The sequence below is a fragment of the Tropicibacter oceani genome (genome assembly GCF_029958925.1).
GTDB lineage: Bacteria > Pseudomonadota > Alphaproteobacteria > Rhodobacterales > Rhodobacteraceae > Pacificoceanicola > Pacificoceanicola oceani.
The window spans coordinates 1,031,624-1,052,456 of record NZ_CP124616.1 but is presented as its reverse complement, the minus strand read 5'-3'; the positions used below and the strand labels follow the sequence as shown (position 1 = coordinate 1,052,456).

Below are 20,833 nucleotides of genomic sequence, written 5' to 3'. Positions count from 1 at the left end.
GGAAGGGGGCGCTGCCCCCGTCGCCTATGGCGACTCCCCCGGGATATTTGGGGCAATTGGAAGGGCGATCAGCTGCCCGATCCGGCGCTGGCCTTTTCCACAGCGGCGCGGACGTCATCGACCAATTGGGCGGCGGGTAGGCCGCGGGCAGTCATTTCCGCGATCCAGTCGGTGATGACTTCGTCGCCCTTGGCGCGGATTTCGGCGGTGGCCTCTTCGGACAGGGTGGCGACCTGGTTGCCCGAGGCGATCATCGCCGCCTTGCCGTCGGCATCGCCCAGATCGTGCGCACGGCCTGCCCAGGCGCTGGTTTCCGCGCCGGAGTTGGCGGCGATGATGGCGCGCAAGTCGTCGGGCAGGCTTTCGTACTTGGCCTTGTTCATCGCCCAGATGAAGTAGAGGTTATAGAGCGATTTGTCGCCCGCCACGTCGGTATGGCTGTCGGTGAGTTCGTCCAGTTTCAGCGAGGGCGACATTTCCCAGGTGATCACGCCGCCGTCGACGACGCCTTTGGACAGGGATTCGGGGAACTGGGGGACCGGCATGCCGATGGGCGTGGCGCCGAGTTTGTCGAGCAGCAGGGTTGCCGGGCGCGAAGGCCCGCGCAGCTTGAGGCCCTGAAGGTCGTCGGCGGTTTCGATCGCCGGGCCTTTCTTGTGGATCAGCCCGCGTCCGTGCATGTGCGCGGCGATCAGGTGCACCTCGGCGAAGTCATCGGCAAGGTGCTGCTGGGTGTAGTCCCATGCGGCGCGTGAGGCCTCTTCTGCGGATTTGGTGACCATGAAGGGCAGTTCCAGCGCCTCGGCCTGGGGGAAGCGGCCGCCCTGGTAGCCGGGGATCACCCAGCCGCCGTCGATTACGCCATCAAGGATGAGGTCGTATTGTTCCGGCGCGGCGCCGCCGAGTTGCATGAAGGGATAAATCTCGACCTTGATCCGACCGTTGGATTCGGCCTCGACCTTTTCGGCCCAGGGTTCGATGAAGTATTTGGGGTTCGCCGAATTGGGCGAGACGAAGTGCTGAAAGCGCAGGGTCACCTCCTGAGCCATGGCGGCGGGGGCCAGAAGGCCCGCCATCAGCGCAAGCGCGGCGGTACGGATCGGATGTGTCATCGGGGTCTCCTTCTGCGTTGGGACCGGTTGTGCTGCGATGCAGCGACGGGGGTTAGATACGGGGGCTGTCGCCTAGTTGCAAGTCGGTCGCAAGTTGAAAGGGCCGGGATTTGTAGTCAAACCCTTGCCCGGGGACGGTTTTCCGATGCCGGAGGGAATTTGGCGATGAATTCCCCCCGGCGGAAAAATGCCCGCTGGAAAACGCTGCGGGCGGTGCTATCCTGACATGCGAATAAATGAATTTGGGGAGGCACCATGACTGTTTTCAAACCCTCGCGCCGTGATCTGTTGAGCATGGCCGCGGTGATGCCCGCGCTGACCCTTCCGGTCGCGGCGCGCGCCAATCTGGGGGCCCCGATGGCGGGCAACCCGTCACATTTCAGTTTCATGCTGGGCGAGGCCAAGCTGACCGTGGTGTCGGACGGGCATCTTGAGACACCGGCCAGCGGGCTGGGGATCAACGCCGATCCGGCCGAGGTGCAGGCCTTTTTGCAGAGCTATTTCCTGTCGCCGGAAACCAATTATTCGCACACCAATCACATCGTGATCGAGCTGGGTGATGCCACGGTTCTGGTCGATGTCGGATCGGGGTCACGGTTCCTGCCAACGGCGGGGGACCTGATGGCGAACCTGGAAAGCGCAGGCATTGATGCGGGCGCGATCACCCATGTGGTGATCACCCATGCCCACCCCGATCACATCTGGGGCATTCGCGACGATTTCGACGAGGCGATCCTGCCGGATGCGCAGTTCGTCATCGGTCAGGTCGAGCGGGATTTCTGGATGCAGGACGGTCTGGCCAGCTCGGTTCCCACTGAAATGCAACAATTCGTCGTCGGGGCGGTGAATTCCATTGAAGTGGAGGGCGCCGACTGGACGCTGGTGAGCAACGAGCAAGAGATCGCGCCGGGTATCCGGGTGATCGACACACCAGGGCATACCCCGGGGCATCTGTCAGTCGTGGTGGAAAGCGGCGGGCAGCAGTTGATTGCCCTGGGCGATTCGATGAACCACGCCTACATGAACTTTGCGCACCCCGACTGGTTCAACAATTTCGACATGGACGGCGATGCGACCGTGGCCACGCGCAAGCGGTTGCTGGACATGGCGGCGGCGGACCGGATGGCGGTCTTGGGCTATCACTTCCCCTTTCCCGGGGTCGGACATGTGCGCAAGGAGGGCGAGGCCTATCGTTTCGTTCCCGCCATGTGGCAGTGGTAGGCGCTGCGCCTTTTTGAAACGCAGGGACTGGGGGCCAGCCCCCAGACCCCCGGAGTATTTCCGCCAAGAAGAAGGGCCGGTCAGTAGGTCGGGTGAAAGCGCCCGCCCGGGGATAGGGTGAAGATGTCGACGCCGTCCGCCGTGACCCCGACAGAGTGTTCGAACTGGGCCGACAGGGATTTGTCGCGGGTCACCGCCGTCCAGTCGTCGGCCAGCACCTTGGTTTCGGCGCGGCCAAGGTTGACCATGGGTTCGATGGTGAAGAACATGCCCTCTTCGAGAACGGGGCCGGTGCCGGGGCGGCCATAGTGCAGGACATTTGGCGGGGCGTGAAAGACGCGGCCCAGGCCGTGGCCGCAGAAATCGCGCACCACTGACATGCGGTTGGCTTCGACATAGCTTTGGATGGCGTGGCCGATGTCGCCAAAGGTGTTGCCCGGTTTGACCGCCTCGATACCGCGCATCAGGGAATCGTGGGTGACCTGGATCAGACGCTCGGCCTTGCGGGCGAGTTTTCCGGCCACATACATGCGCGAGGTGTCGCCGTACCAGCCATCGACGATCACCGTGACGTCGATGTTCAGGATATCGCCATCCTTCAGCTTTTTGTCGCCGGGGATGCCGTGGCAGACCACGTGGTTGACCGAAATGCAGCTGGCGTGCTGGTAGCCCTTGTAGCCGATGGTCGCCGAGACGGCCCCTGCCTCGTTCACGCTGTTGCGGATGAAATCGTCGAGGGCGCCGGTGGTCTGCCCGACAAAGACATGGTCGGCGACGTCGTCCAGGATTTGCGCCGCCAGCTTGCCGGCCTTGTGCATCCCGGCAAAGTCCGCGTCGTGGTAAATCTGAATGCCGTCCCGGGTCTTGCGCCCGCCGTGATCAATATTCACGTCATGCTCCATCTTCTCTTTGGTCTTATCTAGCGCCGGAAAACCGGATTTGCCAGAGCGCGCGGCGATGCGGCATCCGGAACCTTCTGGCGCTTGGCCGCGTTGATGGGTGAATCCGAAAGAAGGGGGATCCCATGGATCAGCTGCGCGCGCTGTTCGAGACCGAAATCTACGATGGCAAGGCCCTGGCCGACCTGCTGACGCTGGAGGTCATGGCCCAGGTTCTGGGCAACGTTCTGGCCGCCATGGTCATTTTGCTGGTCGGGCTGTTCGTGGCCGGCTGGGTGCGGCGGCGCATCCGCGCGATCGGCGAGGCCAACCCCAAGCTGGACATCACCCTGTTCCATTTCCTTGGCAACGCGGCCCGCTATGTCATTTTGATCTTTGCGCTTTTGTTCGTGTTGAACACCTTTGGCGTGCAGACCACGTCGATCATCGCGGCGCTTGGGGCGGCGGGGCTGGCCATCGGGCTGGCCTTGCAGGGGACCTTGTCGAATGTTGCGGCGGGGGTGATGTTGATCGTCTTTCGGCCCATCAAGATCGGTGATTTCGTGCAGGTCGCGGGCGAAATGGGCACGGTCAAGGACATCACCCTGAACACCACCGAGCTGGCCAGCCTGAGCAACGTGCAGATCATCATCCCCAATTCCGAGGTCTGGGGCAATGTGATCGAAAATTACTCGGTCTATGATACGCGCCGGGCCGAATGGTCCTTTGGCGTGGGCTATGGCGCCAATCTGGCCAAGGCGGAAAAGGTGATCCACGACACCATCGTGTCGGATGACCGGTCGCTTGCGACCCCCGAACCGTTCATCCAGGTGAACAACCTTGGTGACAGCTCGGTCGATTTTCTGGTGCGGGTCTGGGTCAAGTCGGCGGACTACTTCCAGTATCAGGCCGACATGAAGCGCCGGGTGAAAGAGGCGCTGGATCAGGCCGACATCGACATTCCCTTTCCGACGCGCACTGTGCACATCGAAAAGGACGCGGCCTGACCCGGGGCTTTGACGAAAGCGCGCAAAGCGGTAGCCTGATCGGGATTTCACTGCCCCGGAGATTTCCAATGCGCCTTTTCCTTTTGATCACCGCCGCCCTTGTGCCCGCCGCCCCGGCGATGGCCTATGATTGCCACGACCGCGTCGCCGCCATGTTCGATGGTGGCCCGCTGGACCCGTTCCAGCGCCCGCCGCACAGCTATGCCAATACGGTGACCGGGACGGACGGGGTGGTGCAATACGTCTTTGACGTCTGGTGGCAGACCCCTGTGCGGGCGATTTCGGGGATGCGGGGCGGCGCGCTTTACACGCTGATGGTCGGCTCGGACACTTGGACGGGCCCTTCGGCAAAGGGGCCCTGGACCGAGATGATGAACCAGTTGCCCGAGGATCACGAGGCTTATCAGCGCGAGGTCGTCCGCCAGCAGCAGACCAACCTGAAAGGCGCCGACTGCGCCGGGCTGGTCGAGATCGACGGCCATACGCTGGACAAGGTCAGCTTTTACACCCAGACCGACCCCACGGGCGACATGGGCAGCTGGTTCGGGGCCAGCAACACCGTCTATGTCGACCCCGAAACCGGGCAGGTCGCGCGTTGGGACATGACCGGGTTCACCAATTCGTTTTCCCAGACCGTCACCTTGGACAACCACGTGCTGATCTTTACCTACGATCCCTCGATCCGGATCGAGGCGCCGCAGTAGGTCTTTCCCTTTGCGGCCCCCCGGCGTATCAGCCGGGAACGCGAAAGAAAGGCCCCCGCATGTCCCATGTCACCCTAGTCCGCCACGGCCAGGCCAATTCGACCGCCCGCGACGAGGGCAGCTATGACCAGCTTAGCCCGCTGGGCTGGCAGCAGGCCGAATGGCTGGGCGGCTATTTCCGCACGGCGGGCGAACGCTTTGCCCGGGTCTATTGCGGCACGTTGCGGCGGCATGTGGAAACCGCGCAGGGGATCAACCCGGACTGCGCCACCGCCACCGTGCAGGATGCCCGCCTGAACGAGATGTCGTATTTCGACCTTGCCCATGCGCTGGAGCAGCAACATGGCATCGCCGTTCCGCAGGACCGCGAGGGGTTCATCACCCATCTGCCGACGCTGTTCACCTATTGGAAAGAAGGCCGGATCGACAACCCGCCCGAAAGTTTTGCGCATTTCGAAACCCGCGTCGGCGAGGCCCTGCACGAGATCGCCGCAGGCGAAGGGCGCGCGCTGGTCGTGACCTCGGGCGGGTTGATCGGCATGGCCATGCGCATCGTCATGGGGCTGGAGCTGCCCGCCATGGCGCATGCCTGCCTTGCGATCGAGAACAGCTCGGTCCACCGGATACAGCCTTTGCCGACGGGGCTGGCGCTGACCCAGTTCAACGCCCTGCCGCATCTGGACACCCCCGAACGCCAGCACGCCCGAAGCCACCTTTAACCCGAAAGGCGACTGGGTTAGCGTTGCGGCGATTGGAAAACCGGAGCCGCCATGACCCACCTTTGGATTCGCGCCGAAAGCCGCCCCAACGAAGAACGCGTGGGCATCACGCCAGAGGGTGTGAAACGCCTGCTGGGCAAGGGGTTTCGCATCACCGTCGAGGAAAGCGGAACGCGCTGCATGCCCACGGACGCCTTTGCCAAGGCCGGGGCCGAGATCGCGCCCGAAGGCAGCTGGACGGACGCGCCGCATGACGCCATCATCTACGGGCTGAAGGAACTGCCCGACGACGGCACGCCCCTGCCCCATCGCCACATCATGTTCGGCCATGCCTACAAGGGGCAATCGGCAGGCGCGCGCTTGTTGAACCGCTTTGTCGCAGGGGGCGGGGCGCTTTACGATCTGGAATATCTGGTGGATCAGAACGGCCGCCGTGTCGCGGCCTTTGGCTATTGGGCCGGGTACGCGGGCGCGGCCGTGTCGGTGCTGGCATGGGCGGCGCAACAGCGGGGGCAGGTTTGCCCGGCGGTCCACACCTGGAAAAACTCGGACGCGATGCTGACCGACCTGCGCGCGGCGCTGGATGGCAAGACGCCGAAGAACGCGCTGGTGATTGGCGCGCTGGGGCGCGTGGGCACTGGCGCCACGGACCTTTGCACCGCGCTGGATATTCCGGTGACGCAGTGGGACATGGCCGAAACCGCGCATGGCGGCCCGTTTCCGCAGATTTTGGAGCATGATCTGTTCTTCAACTGCATCCTTGCGCGGCCCGGTTGCCCGGTCTTTGTGCCGGCCTTGGCCAAGGCAGCGGCACGCAGGCTGACGGTGATCGGCGATATCGCCTGCGATCCGCAGTCCGATTTTTCACCCATCAAGGTCTATGACCGTGAGACCGACTGGAACCACCCGGTGACGCGGGTGCATGACGCCCCGCCGCTGGACGTCATGGCGATCGACAACCTGCCGTCGCTTTTGCCGCTGGAATCCTCGCAGGATTTTGCCGGGCAGATGCTGCCTTGGCTGGAAACGCTGAACACCCTTGGCGATGGCGTCTGGGGCCGCGCGCTGGCAACCTATAACGAACACAAACCCGAGGTGACGACATGACGATCCATTGGTGCGGCACCGGTCTTTCGACCGTGCCCGGCCTGCGCAGGCTGATCGAGGCGGGCCATGACGTGATGGTCTGGAACCGGACCGTCGACAAGGCCCGCGCGGCGGTGGGCGATCTGACGGACAACATCCACGCCTTTACGCAGGAGGCGCTGAGCGCCAAGGTTCAGGCTGGCGATGTGGTCGTGTCGATGCTGCCCGGCGACTGGCACGTGCCGCTGGCGGACATGGCGATTTCCGAGGGCGCGCATTTCGTGTCCTCGTCCTATATCGCGCCGGAAATGCGCGCACTGGACGCGGCGGCCAAGGCGGCGGATGTGCGCGTCGTGAACGAGATCGGCCTTGATCCGGGGATCGACCATCTGATGGCGCATCATCTGGTGGCGGATTACCGCGCCTCAAACGCCTATGACCCGGCCAACGCCATCAGCTTTCATTCCTATTGCGGCGGCGTGCCGAAGATCGCCAACGCCTTTCGCTACAAATTCAGCTGGGCCCCGGTGGGCGTGCTGAAAGCGCTGAAATCGCCGTCGCGTTCGATCCGGCATTTTTCGGAACTGAACGTCTCGCGGCCTTGGGATGCCTTGGGGCGGTTCGACGCGCCGCTGGCGGTGCCGGAAACCTTCGAGGTCTACCCGAACCGCGATTCCATTCCCTTCATCGCGGATTACAAGTTTGACCCGGCCTGGCCGGTCAAGGATTTCGTCCGCGGCACCCTGCGCCTGAACGGCTGGGCCGAGGCCTGGGCCGATATCTTTGCCGAGGTCGGAACCGCGTCCGACGCGCGCCTGGCCGAGATTGCGGCGGGGCTGTTGAAGGAAAACGCCTATGACAAGGGAGAGCCCGACCGGGTGGTGCTGTGCGTGTCCTTCGAGGCGCAAAAGGACGGGCAGACCGTCTGGCACAAGACCTATGTGATGGACGCCTGGGGCGACGCGCGCGGCACCGCCATGGCGCGGCTGGTGTCGGTGCCCGTGGCGCTGGCGGTCGAGGCGGTGCTGAACCGCGAGGTGCCCGCCGGCGTGCAGGCGGCGCCGTCAGACCCCAAGCTGGTCGAGCGGTTCATGGGCGAAGTGCAGACCCTGGCCCAACATCTGACCGTGGTCGATCATCTGGCCTGAAGCGTTTGGGTCAGCGGGCGGGAGCGAGGGGCCAGCCCCTCGCGCTCCCCGGGATATTTTGAGCACAAAGAAACCAGGGGCGGATTATTTTCCCAGCTTCGGCGCAGGGTTGTCGAGCACAAGATCCGCATCCGAAAACCGGAAGGGCGCGCGGACGCCGGGGATGCCCTGCGGGGCGATTTTCAGGCCTCGGGCGATGACCTGCGGGTCGGCGAAAACCTCGGCCATGTCGTTGATCGGCCCTGCGGGGATGCCTTTTGCCTCGCAACCGTCGAGCAACTCGGATTTGGTGCGTTTGCGGGTTTCGGCCATCAGGCGGGCGATCATCGGCTCGCGGTTCTGGACGCGGTCGGCATTGGTCAGGTAATCGGGATCGGTGGCCATGTCGCCAAGGTTCAACAGAGCGCAGAGCCGTTGGTATTGCGCGTCGTTGCCGGTGGCGATGATGATGTGGCCATCGGCGCAGTCGAAGACCTGGTAGGGGGTCAGGTTCGGATGGTAATTGCCGGTGCGGCCCGGCGGGATGCCGGTGGACAGGTAGTTCAGCGCCTGGTTGGCCGTAGCGGAAACCGCGCAATCGAGCAGCGCCATGTCGATGTGCTGGCCTTTGCCGGTGCGCGCGCGCTGGTGCAGCGCGGCAAGGATGCCGGTGACGGAATAGAGCCCGGTGAACAGGTCGGTGATGGCGACCCCGGCGCGTTGCGGTTGGCCATCGGGTTCGCCGGTGATCGACATCAGCCCGGACATGCCCTGAATGATGTAGTCATACCCGGCGCGGTGGGCATAGGGGCCATCCTGCCCAAAGCCGGTGATCGAACAGTAGATCAGGCCCGGGTTCAGCGCCGACAGGCTGGCGTAGTCCAGCCCGTATTTCTTCAGGCCCCCGACCTTGAAATTTTCGATCAGGATATCGGCCTCGGCAACCAGAGCGCGCATCCGCGCCTGGCCTTCGGGGCTGGCGATATCGACCACCTCGGAGGCTTTGCCGCGATTGCACGAATGAAAGTACGAGGCCGAGCGGTCGCCGTCGTGGTCGATGAAGGGCGGGCCCCATTTGCGGGTATCATCGCCAGCGGGCGCCTCGATCTTGATGACCTCGGCGCCCAGATCGGCCAGTGTCTGGCCAGCCCAGGGGCCGGCCAGGATGCGGGCCAGTTCGATGACCTTCAGGCCCTCGAGCGGGCCGCGCGGCGCCGACGTCATTCGGCCAGTTTCTCGTCCAGGATGGCCGCGAAATCGGCATAGCTCATGTTGGCGTATTTCTTGCCGTCGATCACAAAAGACGGGGTCGAATCGATGCCATGCGCGGTGGCATTGGCCTGATACCAGCTGACCAGCTTTTCCAGCTTTTCGCCGTCGGTCAGGCAGGCCTCGAGCTGATCGGCGTCGATGCCGGCAAGGCGGCCGATCTTGCGCAGTTCCTCGGCGATGGCGCCATCGCCGCCGGCGCGGCTCCATTCGGCCTGGCCCTTGTAGATCAGATCGCTGATGCCAAAGAACTTTTCCGGCCCGCCGCAGCGCGCGACAAGCGAGGCCCACATGCCGTATTTGTCAAAATACACTTCGCGGTAGGTAAAGCGGATCTTGCCGGTGTCGACGTAGTTCGCCTTGAGCTGCGGCAGCAGGTTGGCATGGGCCGTGGCGCAATGCGGGCAGGTATAAGAGGCGTATTCGATCACTTCGAGCGTCGCCGCGGGATCGCCGATGGTCATTTCCGTGATGCCAAATTCAGAGGCGGCGTCAGGCGTGTCGCTGACGGTCTGCGCCTGCGCCGCCATGCCGGACCCGGCATCCGGTTGCGAGACCCACCAATACCCGGCGCCACCAAGGGCGATCAGGACGGCGGCAATTGCGATCATGCGGTTCATATGGTGCCTCATTCGTTTGTCTGGCCGCTTGGGGTCAGCGGCGGCGTTCGTTCTTGGATATGACGTTTGCCCCCAGACGTTCAAGCGCTGCGCGCAGCCCGGCGTCGCCGACCTGCATGGCGGCGCTGCGGGCGCGTTCTGTCTGTTCGGGATTGGGGCGGGGCTTTTCCGCCTGCTTCGGGCGGTGGTTGAAATCGGCCTGCCCTTCGGCGAATCCGGTGGCGGCGGTCTGGGTGACGCGCAACCGGGTGATGGCGTTATAGCCGTAGACCGCGTTGATCCGTTCGCGCAGCTGTTCCTTTTGCATTTCCAGCATCGGCGCGTTGGCACCGGTGGTCAAAAGCGTCAGCGTCGCGCCAAAACCCCCGCGTCCATAGGAAATTTCGACAGGACGCGAGATGGCCGCGATGTCGGCGCCGGCGATTTCCTCCCAGTGGGTCAGGACACGCGACTGGGCAAAGCCCCGGCTTTCCGAGGCCTTGCGGATATTGCCTTGCAGCAGCTTGGCGGTGTGGGCAAAGCCGTAGGTGGACGTCTTGCGGTGCGACATGGGTTGAATCTCTTGGTGCAAGACTATTCTAGTGGCCAGCGCGTCCCGCGTCAGCCCCACAATTCACCACCTCCGAAGGAGATCAAACTTGCGTGAGATGGCAAAAGCCGCCGATCTTCTGGAATGGTACGACCGCCATGCGCGGGATCTGCCGTGGCGGGTGCGCCCCGCGGCGCGGGCAAACGGCGTTGTGGCCGACCCTTATCGGGTCTGGCTGTCCGAGATCATGTTGCAGCAGACCACCGTCGCCGCGGTCAAAAGCTATTTCCAGACCTTCACGGCGCGCTGGCCGACGGTGCAGGACCTGGCCGCCGCGCGGGACGAGGACGTGATGGCCGCCTGGGCGGGGCTGGGGTACTACGCCCGCGCCCGCAACCTGTTGAAATGCGCGCGTGTCGTGGCGGACGAGCATGGCGGCCTGTTTCCCGCCGATCACGCGACGCTTTTGACCCTGCCGGGGGTCGGCGCCTATACCGCTGCGGCGGTTTCGGCGATCGCCTTTGACCTGCCCGAGGTGGTGGTGGATGGCAACGTTGAACGCGTCATGGCGCGGCTGTTCGACGAACACACGCCCCTTCCTGCCGCCAAACCGATCCTGACGCAGCACGCGGCGTCGCTGACGCCCGACACCCGCCCCGGCGATTACGCGCAGGCGGTGATGGATCTGGGCGCGACGATCTGCACGCCCAAGCGGCCCGCCTGCGGGCTGTGCCCCTGGCGTCGCAACTGTGCGGCCTGGGCGGCGGGAACCGCACCCGAACTGCCAAAGAAAAGCCCCAAGAAGAAAAAGCCGGTGCGTCTGGGCATCGCCTATCTGGCGCGCCGGGTGGACGGCGCAATGCTGCTGGAACGGCGCCCGGACAAGGGATTGCTGGGCGGTATGCTGGGCTGGCCCGGATCCGAGTGGGACGACGCCCCGGCCGAGGCGCCGCCAATCCGCGCGGAATGGAAAACCGTGGCGGGCGAGGCACGCCACACCTTTACCCATTTCCACCTGCGCCTGACGGTCAGGACGGCGCTTGTGCCGATGGACCGCCAGCCCACGCGCGGCGAATTCCTGACCCGCGACGAATTTTCCCCTGCCGACCTGCCCACTGTCATGCGCAAGGCCTTTGATCTGGCACAAGGCGCGTGACGTCAGGCTTGGTCAAAACCGGGGACAGAGGCTATCAATCCCGCAGCGCAATTCGGAGTGCACCATGATCCCCCACCAAGACGTCGCCAGGCTGTCGTCCGCCCTGCCCTTCTGGATGTCGCTGGGGCTGATCCCGCTGGTCTGGCTGGGCGCGTTTCTGGGCGGCTGGTGGGTGCTGCTGCCGATCCTGTGCACCTGGTACCTGTTTTCGGCGCTGGACGCGGCGCTGGGGTTGAACCTGGAAAACGCCGACCTCGAAACCTCCGAGGACGAGCTGGTCTGGTACAAGGCCATCACCAGCGCCTGGGTGCCCTTGCAGTTCCTGTCGCTGTTCGGGCTGATCGCCTATGCCACGCGGGCCGAACACCTGTCGGGGTGGGAGCTGTTCGGGGTCTTCTTTGGTGTCGGCGTGATGACCGGGACGGTGGGGATCAACTATTCGCATGAATTGATGCACCAGAAGAACCGGCTGGAACGGGCGCTGGGGGATCTGCTGCTGGCGATGGTGCTCTATTCGCATTTCCGGTCGGAACACCTGCTGGTGCATCACCGCTATGTCGGCACCCCGCGCGATCCGGTGACGGCGCGCTATAACGAGGGCTTCCACCGGTTCTACCCGCGCGTTTTGCGGCAAAGCCTTGTCTCGGCCTTCAGGGCGGAAAAATCCATGTTGGCGCGCAAGGGTCTGCCCTGGCATCACCTTTCGAACCCCTTCTGGAAATACTGGGGTCTGCAAACAGCGATGCTGGTGCTGGCCTGGGGCTTGGGCGGCGGTCTGGGGCTGGTGCTGTTTCTGGTGCAGGCCGGGGTCGCGGTGTGGCAGCTGGAACTGGTCAACTATGTCGAACACTACGGCCTGACCCGAAAACATCTGGGCGATGGCAAATACGAACACGTCCTGCCCCGCCATTCGTGGAATGCCGCGCACAAGGCGTCGAACTGGTTGCTGATCAACCTGCAGCGCCATTCCGACCACCACTACAAACCCGACCGGCGGTTCCCGCTGCTGCAGAATTATACCGAGGCCGAGGCACCGCAGCTGCCCTATGGCTATCCGGTGATGACCATGGCCGCGATGATGCCGCCGCTGTGGAAACGGGTGATGAACCCAAAGGTCCGGGACTGGCGCGCCCGCTATTACCCCGAGATCACCGATTGGTCGGACTACAACAAGGCGCGCACACCAATGCCGCGGTGACCAGAATTTTTGCCGAAAATTCTGGTGCGCCCCCGTTCGCAAGGTCGCACCCCCATGCTGTGGGGTGACATTGCGCGCCTGCAAAGCTAGAAGGCCCGCAAAACCACCCCGTTTTTGACATGAGGATTCCCATGACCACGCAGGTTTTCGGCCACAAGAGCCCCGACACCGACAGCACCGGCAGCCCGATCATCTGGGCCTGGTACATGAACGAAGTGAAAGGCGAGGCCGCCAAGCCCGTCCTTCTGGGTGAGCCCAACACCGAGGCCGCCTTCATGCTGACCCGCTGGAACCTCGACAAGCCCGAAATCATTTCCGGCGTCGAAGCGGGTGCCAAGGTCGTCATCGTTGACACCAACAACCCCGCCGAGCTGCCCGCCGACATCAACGCCGCCGACATCACCGCGATCATCGACCACCACAAGCTGGTCGGCGGTCTGGAAACCAAAGGCCCGATCGACATCACCGTGCGCCCGCTGGCCTGCACCGCGACCATCATGGTCGACCTGATGGGTGACGACGCCGCCAAGATGCCCGAGGCGATCAAGGGCGCGGCGCTGTCGTGCATCCTGTCCGACACCCTGGAATTCCGTTCGCCCACCACCACGCCGCACGACAAGGCCGTGGCCGAAAAGCTGGCCGCCGATCTGGGGATCGACATCGCCTCCTATGCGGCCGAGATGTTCGAAGCCAAATCCGACGTCAGCGCCTTTTCGGATGCCGAACTGCTGCGGATGGATTCCAAGGAATACACCGTCGATGGCAAGGATTTCCGCGTTTCCGTTCTGGAAACCACGGCGCCCAAGCTGGTGCTGGACCGCAAGGACAGCCTGATGGCGTCGATGGTTGATGTCGCCAAGGAAGACGGCGCTGACCAGGTTCTGCTGTTCGTCGTCGACATCCTGAACGAAGAGGCCACGCTGCTGGTGCCGAACGATCTGGTCAAGACCGTGGCCGAGAAGAGCTTTGGCGCGACCGTGACCGGCGATACCGTTGTTCTGCCGGGCATCATGAGCCGCAAGAAACAGATCATCCCGAACCTGAAGGTCTGAAGGCAGGGGGGCTCTGCCCCCGTCCCTTCGGGACTCCCCCGGGATATTTCAGGCACAAAGAAACATGGGGCCGGAGCGTTTTGCGTTCCGGCCCTTTGCTATGGGTGGAACGGGACGGGCTGGCCAAGGGTGACCCCGGCGGGCGAGATCCGGCAATCGAAGGCAAGGGTTTCCACGCCGGCGCTGGTAGCCGCGCCGAAGGCCTGCGCATAGGCCGGGTCGATATCCGAGGCGAGGGTCATCGCCGTGCAATCGGTGCGCTGGATCAGGTAGAGCATGACCGCGCGGTGGCCCGCCTGCGCCATGTCGGCCAGTTCGCCTAGGTGCTTGGCGCCGCGCGCCGTGACGCTGTCGGGGAATTCGGCAAGGCCGGATTGGCGCGACAGGGTGACGGACTTGACCTCGACATAGGTGTCGGGGCGGGTTTCGCCGGTCAGCAGGAAATCAATGCGGGAGTTGGTGCCGTATTTCACCTCGGGGCGGATCAGGTCATAGCCTTGCAGGCCCGGCACCTGACCTGCCATCAGCGCCGTCTTGAGCATGCGATTGGGCACGCCGGTATCGACGCCGGTGAAATGCCCGCTTTCGTGTTCGACCAACCGCCAGGCGAATTTCAGCTTTTTCCTGGGGTCGTCGTTCGGTTCAAGCCAGATACGCTGGCCTTCGTCCTTGAGCCCCAGCATCGAGCCGGGGTTGGCGACATGGGCCGTGACTTCGCGCCCATCTTCCAGCAGGCAATCGGCAAGGAAGCGTTTGTAGCGGCGGATCAGCGTGGCGGGGATCAGGTCGGATTGAAAGCGCATGGGTCGCGGCCTATACCGTGATCAGACCCCGCGCAAGGAGAGCGAAGATGCCCAACCCAACTGCCGCCATGCTTGTCATCGGAGACGAGATCCTGTCGGGCCGGACCCGCGATGCCAACATGCATTACCTTGCCCAGGAATTCACCAAGCACGGCGTCGACCTGAAAGAGGTTCGGGTGGTCAGCGACGATCGCGCCGCCATCGTCAGCGCCCTGAACGCGCTGCGCACGGGCTTTGACGTGGTGGTGACAAGTGGCGGCATCGGGCCGACCCATGACGACATCACCGCCGATTGCATCGCCGAGGCCTTTGGCGTCCATATCGGTGTGCGCGATGATGCGCGGGCGCTGTTGCAGGCCCATTATGATCGGCAGGGGGTCGAGTTCAACGCCTCGCGCCAGCGCATGGCGCGCATTCCCGATGGCGCCACGCTGATCGACAACCCGGTGTCGATCGCGCCCGGCTTTTCGATGGAAAACGTGCATGTGATGGCCGGGGTGCCCAGCGTCTTTCAGGCCATGGTGGCCAGTGTCCTGCCAAAGATCACCGGCGGCGCCCCCCTGCTGAGCCAGAGCCTGCGGATCATGCGCGGCGAAGGTGAAATCGCCGCGCCGCTGGGTGAATTGGCGGCGCGCTATCCGGACCTGTCCATGGGGTCCTACCCATTCCAGCGCGATGGCGTTTTCGGGGCAAACGTGGTGATCCGGGGCAGCGATGGGGCGCAGATCGACCATGCCATGGCGGAACTGGCGGCACTGTTTCCGCAGCAGTGACGCCGCCCTTCAAGGGTGATGGACAGCGCCGCAAGCGGAGGCCATAAACACCGCATGACCAAGGATCTGACCCACGCCCCTTCGCTTGACCAACTGTTTGCGGTTGTCGATGCCACATGGCCCGCGGCGGCCACGGTGCAGGCCGGTCCATGGTTGCTGCGCGAAGGGCGCGGCGGCGGCAAACGGGTGTCGGCGGCCACCGCGACGGGACGCTGGCGCGAGGATGATCTGGGTGCCGCCGAACAGGCGATGCGGATGATGGGGCAGACGCCACTTTTCATGATCCGGCCCGGCGATGAGGCGCTGGACACGATGCTGGCGCAGCAGGGCTATGACATCATCGACCCCGTGCACATCCGGCTGGTTCCGGCACGGCAGTTGACCGATCGGCGCATCCCGCCCGTCACCGCCTTTACCGTATGGGAGCCGCTGGCCATCATGCGCGAGATTTGGGAAGAGGGCGGCATCGGCGAGGCCCGCCAACAGGTGATGGAACGCGCGCCCGACCCCAAGACCGGCCTGTTCGGCCGCGTCAGTGACAGCCCCGGCGGCACCGGGTTCTGCGGCATCCATGACGGTATCGCCATGGTGCACGCGCTGGAAATCCTGCCGCACCACCGGCAAAAGGGGCTGGGCGGCTGGATGATGCGCGCCGCCGCGTTCTGGGCCGTCGACAACGGCGCGGACTGGCTGGCACTGGTGGTCACCAAGGCCAACACCGGCGCCAACGCGCTGTACGCTTCCCTTGGGATGGAGGTTGTGGGAGAGTACCACTATCGCATTCTCCCCGATCCGGAAGGCCCCAAGACGTGACCAAAGACAGCCCCACCGCCCTTGATCTGCCGATGGCAAACCCGCTGCCCGAGGCAACGCAGAAATACTTTGACGTCTGCCAGGACAAGCTGGGCATGGTGCCGAACGTGCTGAAAGCCTATGCCTTTGACATCGACAAGCTGAACGCCTTTACCGCCATGTACAACGACCTGATGCTGGCCGCATCGGGCCTCAGCAAGCTTGAGCGCGAGATGATCGCGGTGGTCGTATCCTCGGTGAACAAGTGTTTCTATTGCCTGACCGCCCATGGCGCGGCCGTGCGGGAATTGTCAGGCGATCCAAAGCTGGGCGAAATGCTGGTGATGAACTGGCGCGTCGCCGATCTGGACCACCGGCAGCGGGCCATGCTGGGCTTTGCCGAAAAGATGACCAAGGCCAGCGCCGAGATTGCCGAGTTCGACCGCGAAGCGCTGCGCGACGCGGGTTTCAGTGACCGCGATATCTGGGATATCGCCAATGTCGCCGGGTTCTTCAACATGACGAACCGGGTGGCCAGCGCGACGGATATGCGCCCCAATGATGAATACCACGCGCAGGCGCGTTAAACTCGCGGCGCTTGTCGCGCTTTTGGCAGGGCCCACCCTGGCGCAGGACCTTGCCCTGCCGCAGGGCGCCGCCCTGACCCGCGAATTCGAAAAGAACCCCGGCGCCTATGATTTGCCGGTGGGTCCCTGGACGATCAAGGGCGGCCTGCCCACAAGGCGCGTCGAGGGGGCGATTTCGACCCAAAGCTGGCGCATCGAAGGGTCGGGTCTGACGCCCCTGCAAATCATCGCGCCGCTGCGCGAACAGCTGGTCGAGGCGGGCTATGACATCGTGCTGGACTGCGTCGCGCGCGCCTGTGGCGGCTTTGACTTTCGGTTTGCCACGCTGGTCCTGCCTGCCCCGCAGATGTTCGTCGACCTGACCGATTTCCATGCGCTGTCTGCCGTTTCCGCCGATGGCAGCGCCGTGGCGCTTTTGGCCAGCCGGGATGCCACCTCGGCCTATCTTCAGATCATCCGGGCGGGCGCCGTGGCCACCGGGTCAGCCGTGACCGCCACCGCCGCCCCGGTCAAGGCCACGACCGCCGCCGCCGCGCCCCAGGGCGTCGCGGGCCAGCTGGAAAGCCAGGGCCATGCGATCCTGCGCGATCTGGTCTTTGAAACCGGGTCCTCGTCGCTGGCCGAGGGGGCGATCGGGTCGCTTGACGCCATCGCCGCCTATCTTGCCGCGAACCCGGCGCGCCGTGTCCTGTTCGTGGGGCATACGGATGCGGTCGGATCGCTTGAAGGGAACCAGGCGCTGTCGCGCAAACGCGCCATGTCGGCGGTCGCGTACCTGCGCAACCGCCACGACATTCCCGAAAATCAGGTCGGCGCCGATGGCGTCGGCTATCTGGCCCCCGTCGCCAGCAACCTGACCGCCGAGGGCCGCGAGGCAAACCGCCGGGTCGAGGCTGTGCTGATCCCGGTCGAGTAGGCCCTAAAGCCCCAGTTGCCCGGCCAGCAGGTCGATGATTTGCGCATGGATCGCCGCGCGGTCACTGCCCTCGGGATCGGTGCAGACGGGATCGTCCTTTTCCTCTTTCAGGATATCTTCGCCCGCCGGTTTGCATTCCGGCAGGATCGCGAAATGGTTTGCGGGGACGATCAATTCCACCTGTGCCTGCGGCACCAATGCGCCGAAACCGCTGCCGGTGTCACTGAAATCGGCAGCGTAAAGACGGTCAGGGCCTTCACCCAGACCAATCAGCAGCAAAGGCACGTTCAACCCTGTCACATCCTTGGAGGTCACCCCCCAGTGCAAACCGGGGTCGATCGCGGCAACCTGCGTTACCCGCGCATCACTGAAATCGGCGTTCCACTGGGCCGCGTCCAGCGCGTGCAGATCGACGCCCGCGCGCTCCAGATCAAGGCAATGGCTGGACCGGCCCTGCGCCGCGTCGCAAGACGTTGCATAGCCATCCAGATTGCCACGCACCCCGCCCAGCGACAGCGCCGTCCAGCCGCCAAAGCTGAACCCAGCGGCCATGACCTGATCCGACAGCATCGGCGCAAATTCCGACGCCTGAAGCCAATCCAAAGCGGTGGACATATCCTGCGCGCGGGTGCCGTGGTTCATCCCCGCCAGAACGTCCATGTCCCCGGTCGTGCTGTTGGGATGGTTCACGTCGATGACCACCGCGCCGCGCGCCGCCAGCCCCGCCGACAACCACTGCAAAGACCGGATGTTCCCGCCCAACCCATGGCTAAGCAGAACCACTGGATGGTGCCCCTTGGCAGGGGCGGCATCGCGCAGGATTTCGGTGCCGTAGAACACGGCGTTTTCGGCATAGACCTCGGGCGTGCCGCCCTGCTGGGCCGGATACCAGACGGCGGCCTGCATGCTGCGGCCATGATGGGGCGCCATGATTTCGATATCCCGCACCCCGGCAAAGGGGTCGGCACTGGCTTGGGTGGAAAGGAAGCCAAGGGTGATGGCCGTGACAAGCGTCTTCATCGTCGTTACTCCTGCGTTTGCGATGTTGATGCAGACACTCTGCGCCGCCTTGCGTCGCGCCGCGTCCGAAGACCGGTTTGCGGACGTCCTGAAACCGGTTGTTGGACCTTTTGCAAGTGATGCCCACCTTTCCCGTTCCCTTGTTCGCCGCCGTTTTGCTGGCCATTGTGGCCCTGCATCTGGCGCTGCGCAGTGAACGCGCCGGATGGCTGGCCGCCCTTGTCGGGGCCTGCGCGGCGCAGGCACTGGTGCTGTCGCTTGTCCAGCACTACGGCTTTGCCCAGTTTCGCCTGTTGCAGGCGGTGACCGCCACGGTGATTCCGCCGCTGGCCTGGATCGCCTTTACCGCAGGTGCCTTGCGCCCCGTGACCCGCAGGGACGCCAGGCATTTCGGCGCGCCTCTGCTGGCACTCGCCTGCGCGCTGCTGCTGCCGGATCTTCTGGATGCACTGATTCCCCTGACCTATCTTGGCTATGGCTTGGCCATCGGCCACCGCGCCCTGGCCGGGGGTGACGCCATGCCCCGCACCCGGCTGGAAACCGGCGAACTGTCCGCGCGCTTCTGGATCACCATCGCGGGCGCACTGCTGGTGTCGGCCTTGTCGGAGGTCGCCATCCTGGGCGCCATCATCACGGGCAACGCCGATCTGCGCCCCTGGATTGTCAGCTTTGTCACCTCGGCCACCAATCTTGTGGTTGGCTGGGTCTGCCTGTCGCCCGGCCTTGCCCCACCCGAAGCCACGGACGATACCCCCGAAGCGCCCGAGGTGACCGAAGAAGACAGCCGCATCACCGCGCGGCTGGACAAGTTGCTGGACGACACGGCGCTGTATTTGGACCCGGACCTGACGCTGGATCGCCTGGCCCGCCGTCTGAGCCTGCCGCGCAAGACCCTGTCGGCTGCGCTGAACCGGGTCAGTGGCGAAAACGTATCGCGCTATATCAACGCCCGCCGCATCCGCGCCGCCTGCGATCGTTTGACTGCGGGCGAACGGGTGACCGAGGCCTGGCTGTCGTCCGGTTTCAACACCAAGTCCAACTTCAACCGTGAATTCCTGCGCGTCACCGGGCAGACCCCCAGCGCCTGGGCCGCAGCGCACAAAAAAGAAAACCCCGAGGAAACCCCGGGGCTCAGGTAGCCTTGTTCACAGGCTGGGAAGAACGGCGTGGCGGATCGGCCTGCCCGGCGGCAGGCCAGCCCGCAATTACCAGGCGTGCGGCCCCTTTTCGGCAAAGGAATGCACGAGAAAGTCGATAAAGGCGCGCACCTTGGGCTGGGTGAACCGGCCCGGCGGGTAAACCGCATAGATGCCCTGGGTTTCCTGCGGCAGATCGGGAATGACCTCTTCGACCAGGCCCTGCTCCATCGCTTCGTGGTACAGGTAGGACGGCAGATAGGCGATGCCCAGACCCGCGATGCAGGCGTTCAGCAGCGATTGGCCGTCGTTCACCGTCAGCCAGCCAGCGGTGCGCACCTGGCGCTTTTCGCCGGACGGCGCGGTGATTTTCCACACGTTGCCCGAAGACTGGTTCGAATAGTGCAGCAGCTTGTGTTCGTTCAGATCGTCGATGCGCTGCGGGCGGCCGAATTTCTGGAAATAGCCGGGCGCGGCGATCATGCGTTTGGTCGTCTCGGTCAACTTGCGGGCACGCAGGGTGCTGTCCTCAAGCTCGCCAATCCGGATGGCCATGTCAAAGCCTTCGCTGATCAGTTCGACATAGCGGTTGTTCAGCACCATGTTCACCGTGATGTCCGGGAATTCCGCAAGGAAATCCCCCAGCACCGGCGACAGGTGGTTCACGCCGAAATCCGTCGCGACCGAAATCCGCAACAACCCCGAAGGCGCCGATTGCATCGAGGTCACCAGCGCATCCGCTTCGCCTGCGTCATTCAGCACGCGGCGTGCACGGTCGTAATAGGCCAGTCCGATTTCCGTCGGAGAGACACGGCGCGTGGTGCGGTTCAGCAAACGCGCCCCAAGCCGGGCCTCAAGGGACGACACATGCTTTGAGACGGCGGATTTCGATATCCCCATCTTCTTGGCGGCATCGGTGAAACCCCCTTGGTCAACGACCGTGGCGAAGGCTTCCATTTCCGTGAGGCGATCCATGCTCGTCCCTCTTCTCGTTTCTGCGGTTGGATCAAGGAATGCCCGCCAACTGCGGCGCAACTTGGGCAGAGGGTAGACAATTGAGGGGTATTGCAGGGGCTGTCCGTTCTGGGGAAACGGTTTGCGGCGGCAGATCGCCCCGCGCATGGGCGG

Annotated in this window: 22 protein-coding genes; 14 read left to right on the top strand and 8 right to left on the bottom strand. The window is 64.2% G+C overall.

Going from position 1 to position 20,833, the window contains the following annotated elements; translation table 11 throughout:
* Window positions 1-68: 68 nt before the first annotated feature.
* Window positions 69-1,112: a TRAP transporter substrate-binding protein gene (locus QF118_RS05005; RefSeq protein ID WP_282301547.1), complete on the bottom strand. Its 1,044-nt coding sequence runs from the start codon at window positions 1,110-1,112 to the stop codon at window positions 69-71.
* A gap of 255 nt (window positions 1,113-1,367) precedes the next feature.
* On the opposite strand from QF118_RS05005, the gene QF118_RS05000 reads away from it, so the two are divergent.
* Window positions 1,368-2,333, top strand: coding sequence for an MBL fold metallo-hydrolase (locus tag QF118_RS05000; protein WP_282301546.1), 966 nt, complete (start codon window positions 1,368-1,370; stop codon window positions 2,331-2,333).
* Window positions 2,334-2,413: 80 nt separating this feature from the next.
* On the opposite strand, the gene map is transcribed toward QF118_RS05000, so the two are convergent.
* A complete protein-coding gene (gene map, locus QF118_RS04995; protein WP_394357074.1) occupies window positions 2,414-3,223 on the bottom strand; it encodes a type I methionyl aminopeptidase in 810 nt (269 codons plus the stop codon).
* Between the two features lie 134 nt (window positions 3,224-3,357).
* Here map and QF118_RS04990 point away from each other — a divergent pair, with 134 nt between their 5' ends.
* The 5 genes from QF118_RS04990 to QF118_RS04970 all read left to right on the top strand — a co-directional run bounded on the left by QF118_RS04990 (window position 3,358) and on the right by QF118_RS04970 (window position 7,875).
* A complete protein-coding gene (locus QF118_RS04990) occupies window positions 3,358-4,218 on the top strand; it encodes a mechanosensitive ion channel family protein (protein WP_282301544.1) in 861 nt (286 codons plus the stop codon).
* Window positions 4,219-4,286: 68 nt separating this feature from the next.
* Complete coding sequence (locus QF118_RS04985) at window positions 4,287-4,922, top strand: hypothetical protein (RefSeq protein WP_282301543.1); 636 nt, start codon at window positions 4,287-4,289, stop codon at window positions 4,920-4,922.
* Between the two features lie 59 nt (window positions 4,923-4,981).
* Window positions 4,982-5,641: a histidine phosphatase family protein gene (locus QF118_RS04980; protein ID WP_282301542.1), complete on the top strand. Its 660-nt coding sequence runs from the start codon at window positions 4,982-4,984 to the stop codon at window positions 5,639-5,641.
* 51 nt (window positions 5,642-5,692) lie between these two features.
* Window positions 5,693-6,748 carry a saccharopine dehydrogenase gene (locus tag QF118_RS04975; RefSeq protein WP_282301541.1) on the top strand — a complete coding sequence of 352 codons (1,056 nt, stop codon included), beginning with the start codon at window positions 5,693-5,695 and terminating at the stop codon, window positions 6,746-6,748.
* On the top strand, window positions 6,745-7,875 hold the full coding sequence (locus QF118_RS04970) for a saccharopine dehydrogenase C-terminal domain-containing protein (protein WP_282301540.1): 1,131 nt from the start codon (window positions 6,745-6,747) through the stop codon (window positions 7,873-7,875). Before QF118_RS04975 ends, QF118_RS04970 begins: the two co-directional genes overlap by 4 nt.
* Before the next feature lie 84 nt (window positions 7,876-7,959).
* Here QF118_RS04970 and QF118_RS04965 read toward each other — a convergent pair whose 3' ends face one another.
* The 3 genes from QF118_RS04965 to QF118_RS04955 are packed head-to-tail and all read right to left on the bottom strand — an operon-like array spanning window position 7,960 to window position 10,293.
* On the bottom strand, window positions 7,960-9,078 hold the full coding sequence (locus tag QF118_RS04965; protein WP_282301539.1) for a CaiB/BaiF CoA transferase family protein: 1,119 nt from the start codon (window positions 9,076-9,078) through the stop codon (window positions 7,960-7,962).
* The gene (locus QF118_RS04960; protein ID WP_282301538.1) at window positions 9,075-9,743 is read right to left on the bottom strand and encodes a DsbA family protein; all 669 of its coding nucleotides are present in this window, start codon (window positions 9,741-9,743) and stop codon (window positions 9,075-9,077) included. Before QF118_RS04960 ends, QF118_RS04965 begins: the two co-directional genes overlap by 4 nt.
* Window positions 9,744-9,777: 34 nt before the next feature.
* Window positions 9,778-10,293, bottom strand: coding sequence for a DUF721 domain-containing protein (locus tag QF118_RS04955; RefSeq protein ID WP_282301537.1), 516 nt, complete (start codon window positions 10,291-10,293; stop codon window positions 9,778-9,780).
* A gap of 97 nt (window positions 10,294-10,390) precedes the next feature.
* On the opposite strand from QF118_RS04955, the gene mutY reads away from it, so the two are divergent.
* The 3 genes from mutY (at window position 10,391) to QF118_RS04940 (ending at window position 13,678) form a co-directional block, all read left to right on the top strand.
* Complete coding sequence (mutY, locus tag QF118_RS04950) at window positions 10,391-11,428, top strand: A/G-specific adenine glycosylase (RefSeq protein WP_394357083.1); 1,038 nt, start codon at window positions 10,391-10,393, stop codon at window positions 11,426-11,428.
* 64 nt (window positions 11,429-11,492) lie between these two features.
* The gene (locus QF118_RS04945; protein WP_282301535.1) at window positions 11,493-12,626 is read left to right on the top strand and encodes an alkane 1-monooxygenase; all 1,134 of its coding nucleotides are present in this window, start codon (window positions 11,493-11,495) and stop codon (window positions 12,624-12,626) included.
* A 131-nt stretch (window positions 12,627-12,757) separates the two neighbouring features.
* Complete coding sequence (locus QF118_RS04940; protein WP_282301534.1) at window positions 12,758-13,678, top strand: manganese-dependent inorganic pyrophosphatase; 921 nt, start codon at window positions 12,758-12,760, stop codon at window positions 13,676-13,678.
* Between the two features lie 98 nt (window positions 13,679-13,776).
* Here the strand turns inward: QF118_RS04940 and sfsA are convergent, their stop codons facing one another.
* Window positions 13,777-14,481 carry a DNA/RNA nuclease SfsA gene (sfsA, locus tag QF118_RS04935; protein ID WP_282301533.1) on the bottom strand — a complete coding sequence of 235 codons (705 nt, stop codon included), beginning with the start codon at window positions 14,479-14,481 and terminating at the stop codon, window positions 13,777-13,779.
* A 47-nt stretch (window positions 14,482-14,528) separates the two neighbouring features.
* On the opposite strand from sfsA, the gene QF118_RS04930 reads away from it, so the two are divergent.
* From QF118_RS04930 to QF118_RS04915, 4 genes are read left to right on the top strand one after another with little or no spacing between them, the layout of a single operon-like run.
* The gene (locus QF118_RS04930) at window positions 14,529-15,254 is read left to right on the top strand and encodes a competence/damage-inducible protein A (protein WP_282301532.1); all 726 of its coding nucleotides are present in this window, start codon (window positions 14,529-14,531) and stop codon (window positions 15,252-15,254) included.
* 54 nt (window positions 15,255-15,308) lie between these two features.
* Window positions 15,309-16,067: a GNAT family N-acetyltransferase gene (locus tag QF118_RS04925; RefSeq protein WP_282301531.1), complete on the top strand. Its 759-nt coding sequence runs from the start codon at window positions 15,309-15,311 to the stop codon at window positions 16,065-16,067.
* A complete protein-coding gene (locus QF118_RS04920; RefSeq protein ID WP_282301530.1) occupies window positions 16,064-16,633 on the top strand; it encodes a peroxidase-related enzyme in 570 nt (189 codons plus the stop codon). Before QF118_RS04925 ends, QF118_RS04920 begins: the two co-directional genes overlap by 4 nt.
* Window positions 16,605-17,549 carry an OmpA family protein gene (locus tag QF118_RS04915; protein WP_282301529.1) on the top strand — a complete coding sequence of 315 codons (945 nt, stop codon included), beginning with the start codon at window positions 16,605-16,607 and terminating at the stop codon, window positions 17,547-17,549. The genes QF118_RS04920 and QF118_RS04915 overlap by 29 nt, the downstream gene beginning before the upstream one ends.
* Window positions 17,550-17,552: 3 nt before the next feature.
* Here QF118_RS04915 and QF118_RS04910 read toward each other — a convergent pair whose 3' ends face one another.
* The gene (locus tag QF118_RS04910; protein WP_282301528.1) at window positions 17,553-18,569 is read right to left on the bottom strand and encodes an alpha/beta hydrolase family protein; all 1,017 of its coding nucleotides are present in this window, start codon (window positions 18,567-18,569) and stop codon (window positions 17,553-17,555) included.
* Between the two features lie 119 nt (window positions 18,570-18,688).
* On the opposite strand from QF118_RS04910, the gene QF118_RS04905 reads away from it, so the two are divergent.
* Window positions 18,689-19,708 (top strand): helix-turn-helix domain-containing protein, encoded by a 1,020-nt coding sequence (locus QF118_RS04905; protein ID WP_282301527.1) that lies wholly within the window; start codon window positions 18,689-18,691, stop codon window positions 19,706-19,708.
* A gap of 66 nt (window positions 19,709-19,774) precedes the next feature.
* Here the strand turns inward: QF118_RS04905 and QF118_RS04900 are convergent, their stop codons facing one another.
* Window positions 19,775-20,680: a LysR family transcriptional regulator gene (locus QF118_RS04900; protein ID WP_282301526.1), complete on the bottom strand. Its 906-nt coding sequence runs from the start codon at window positions 20,678-20,680 to the stop codon at window positions 19,775-19,777.
* Window positions 20,681-20,833: the final 153 nt, after the last annotated feature.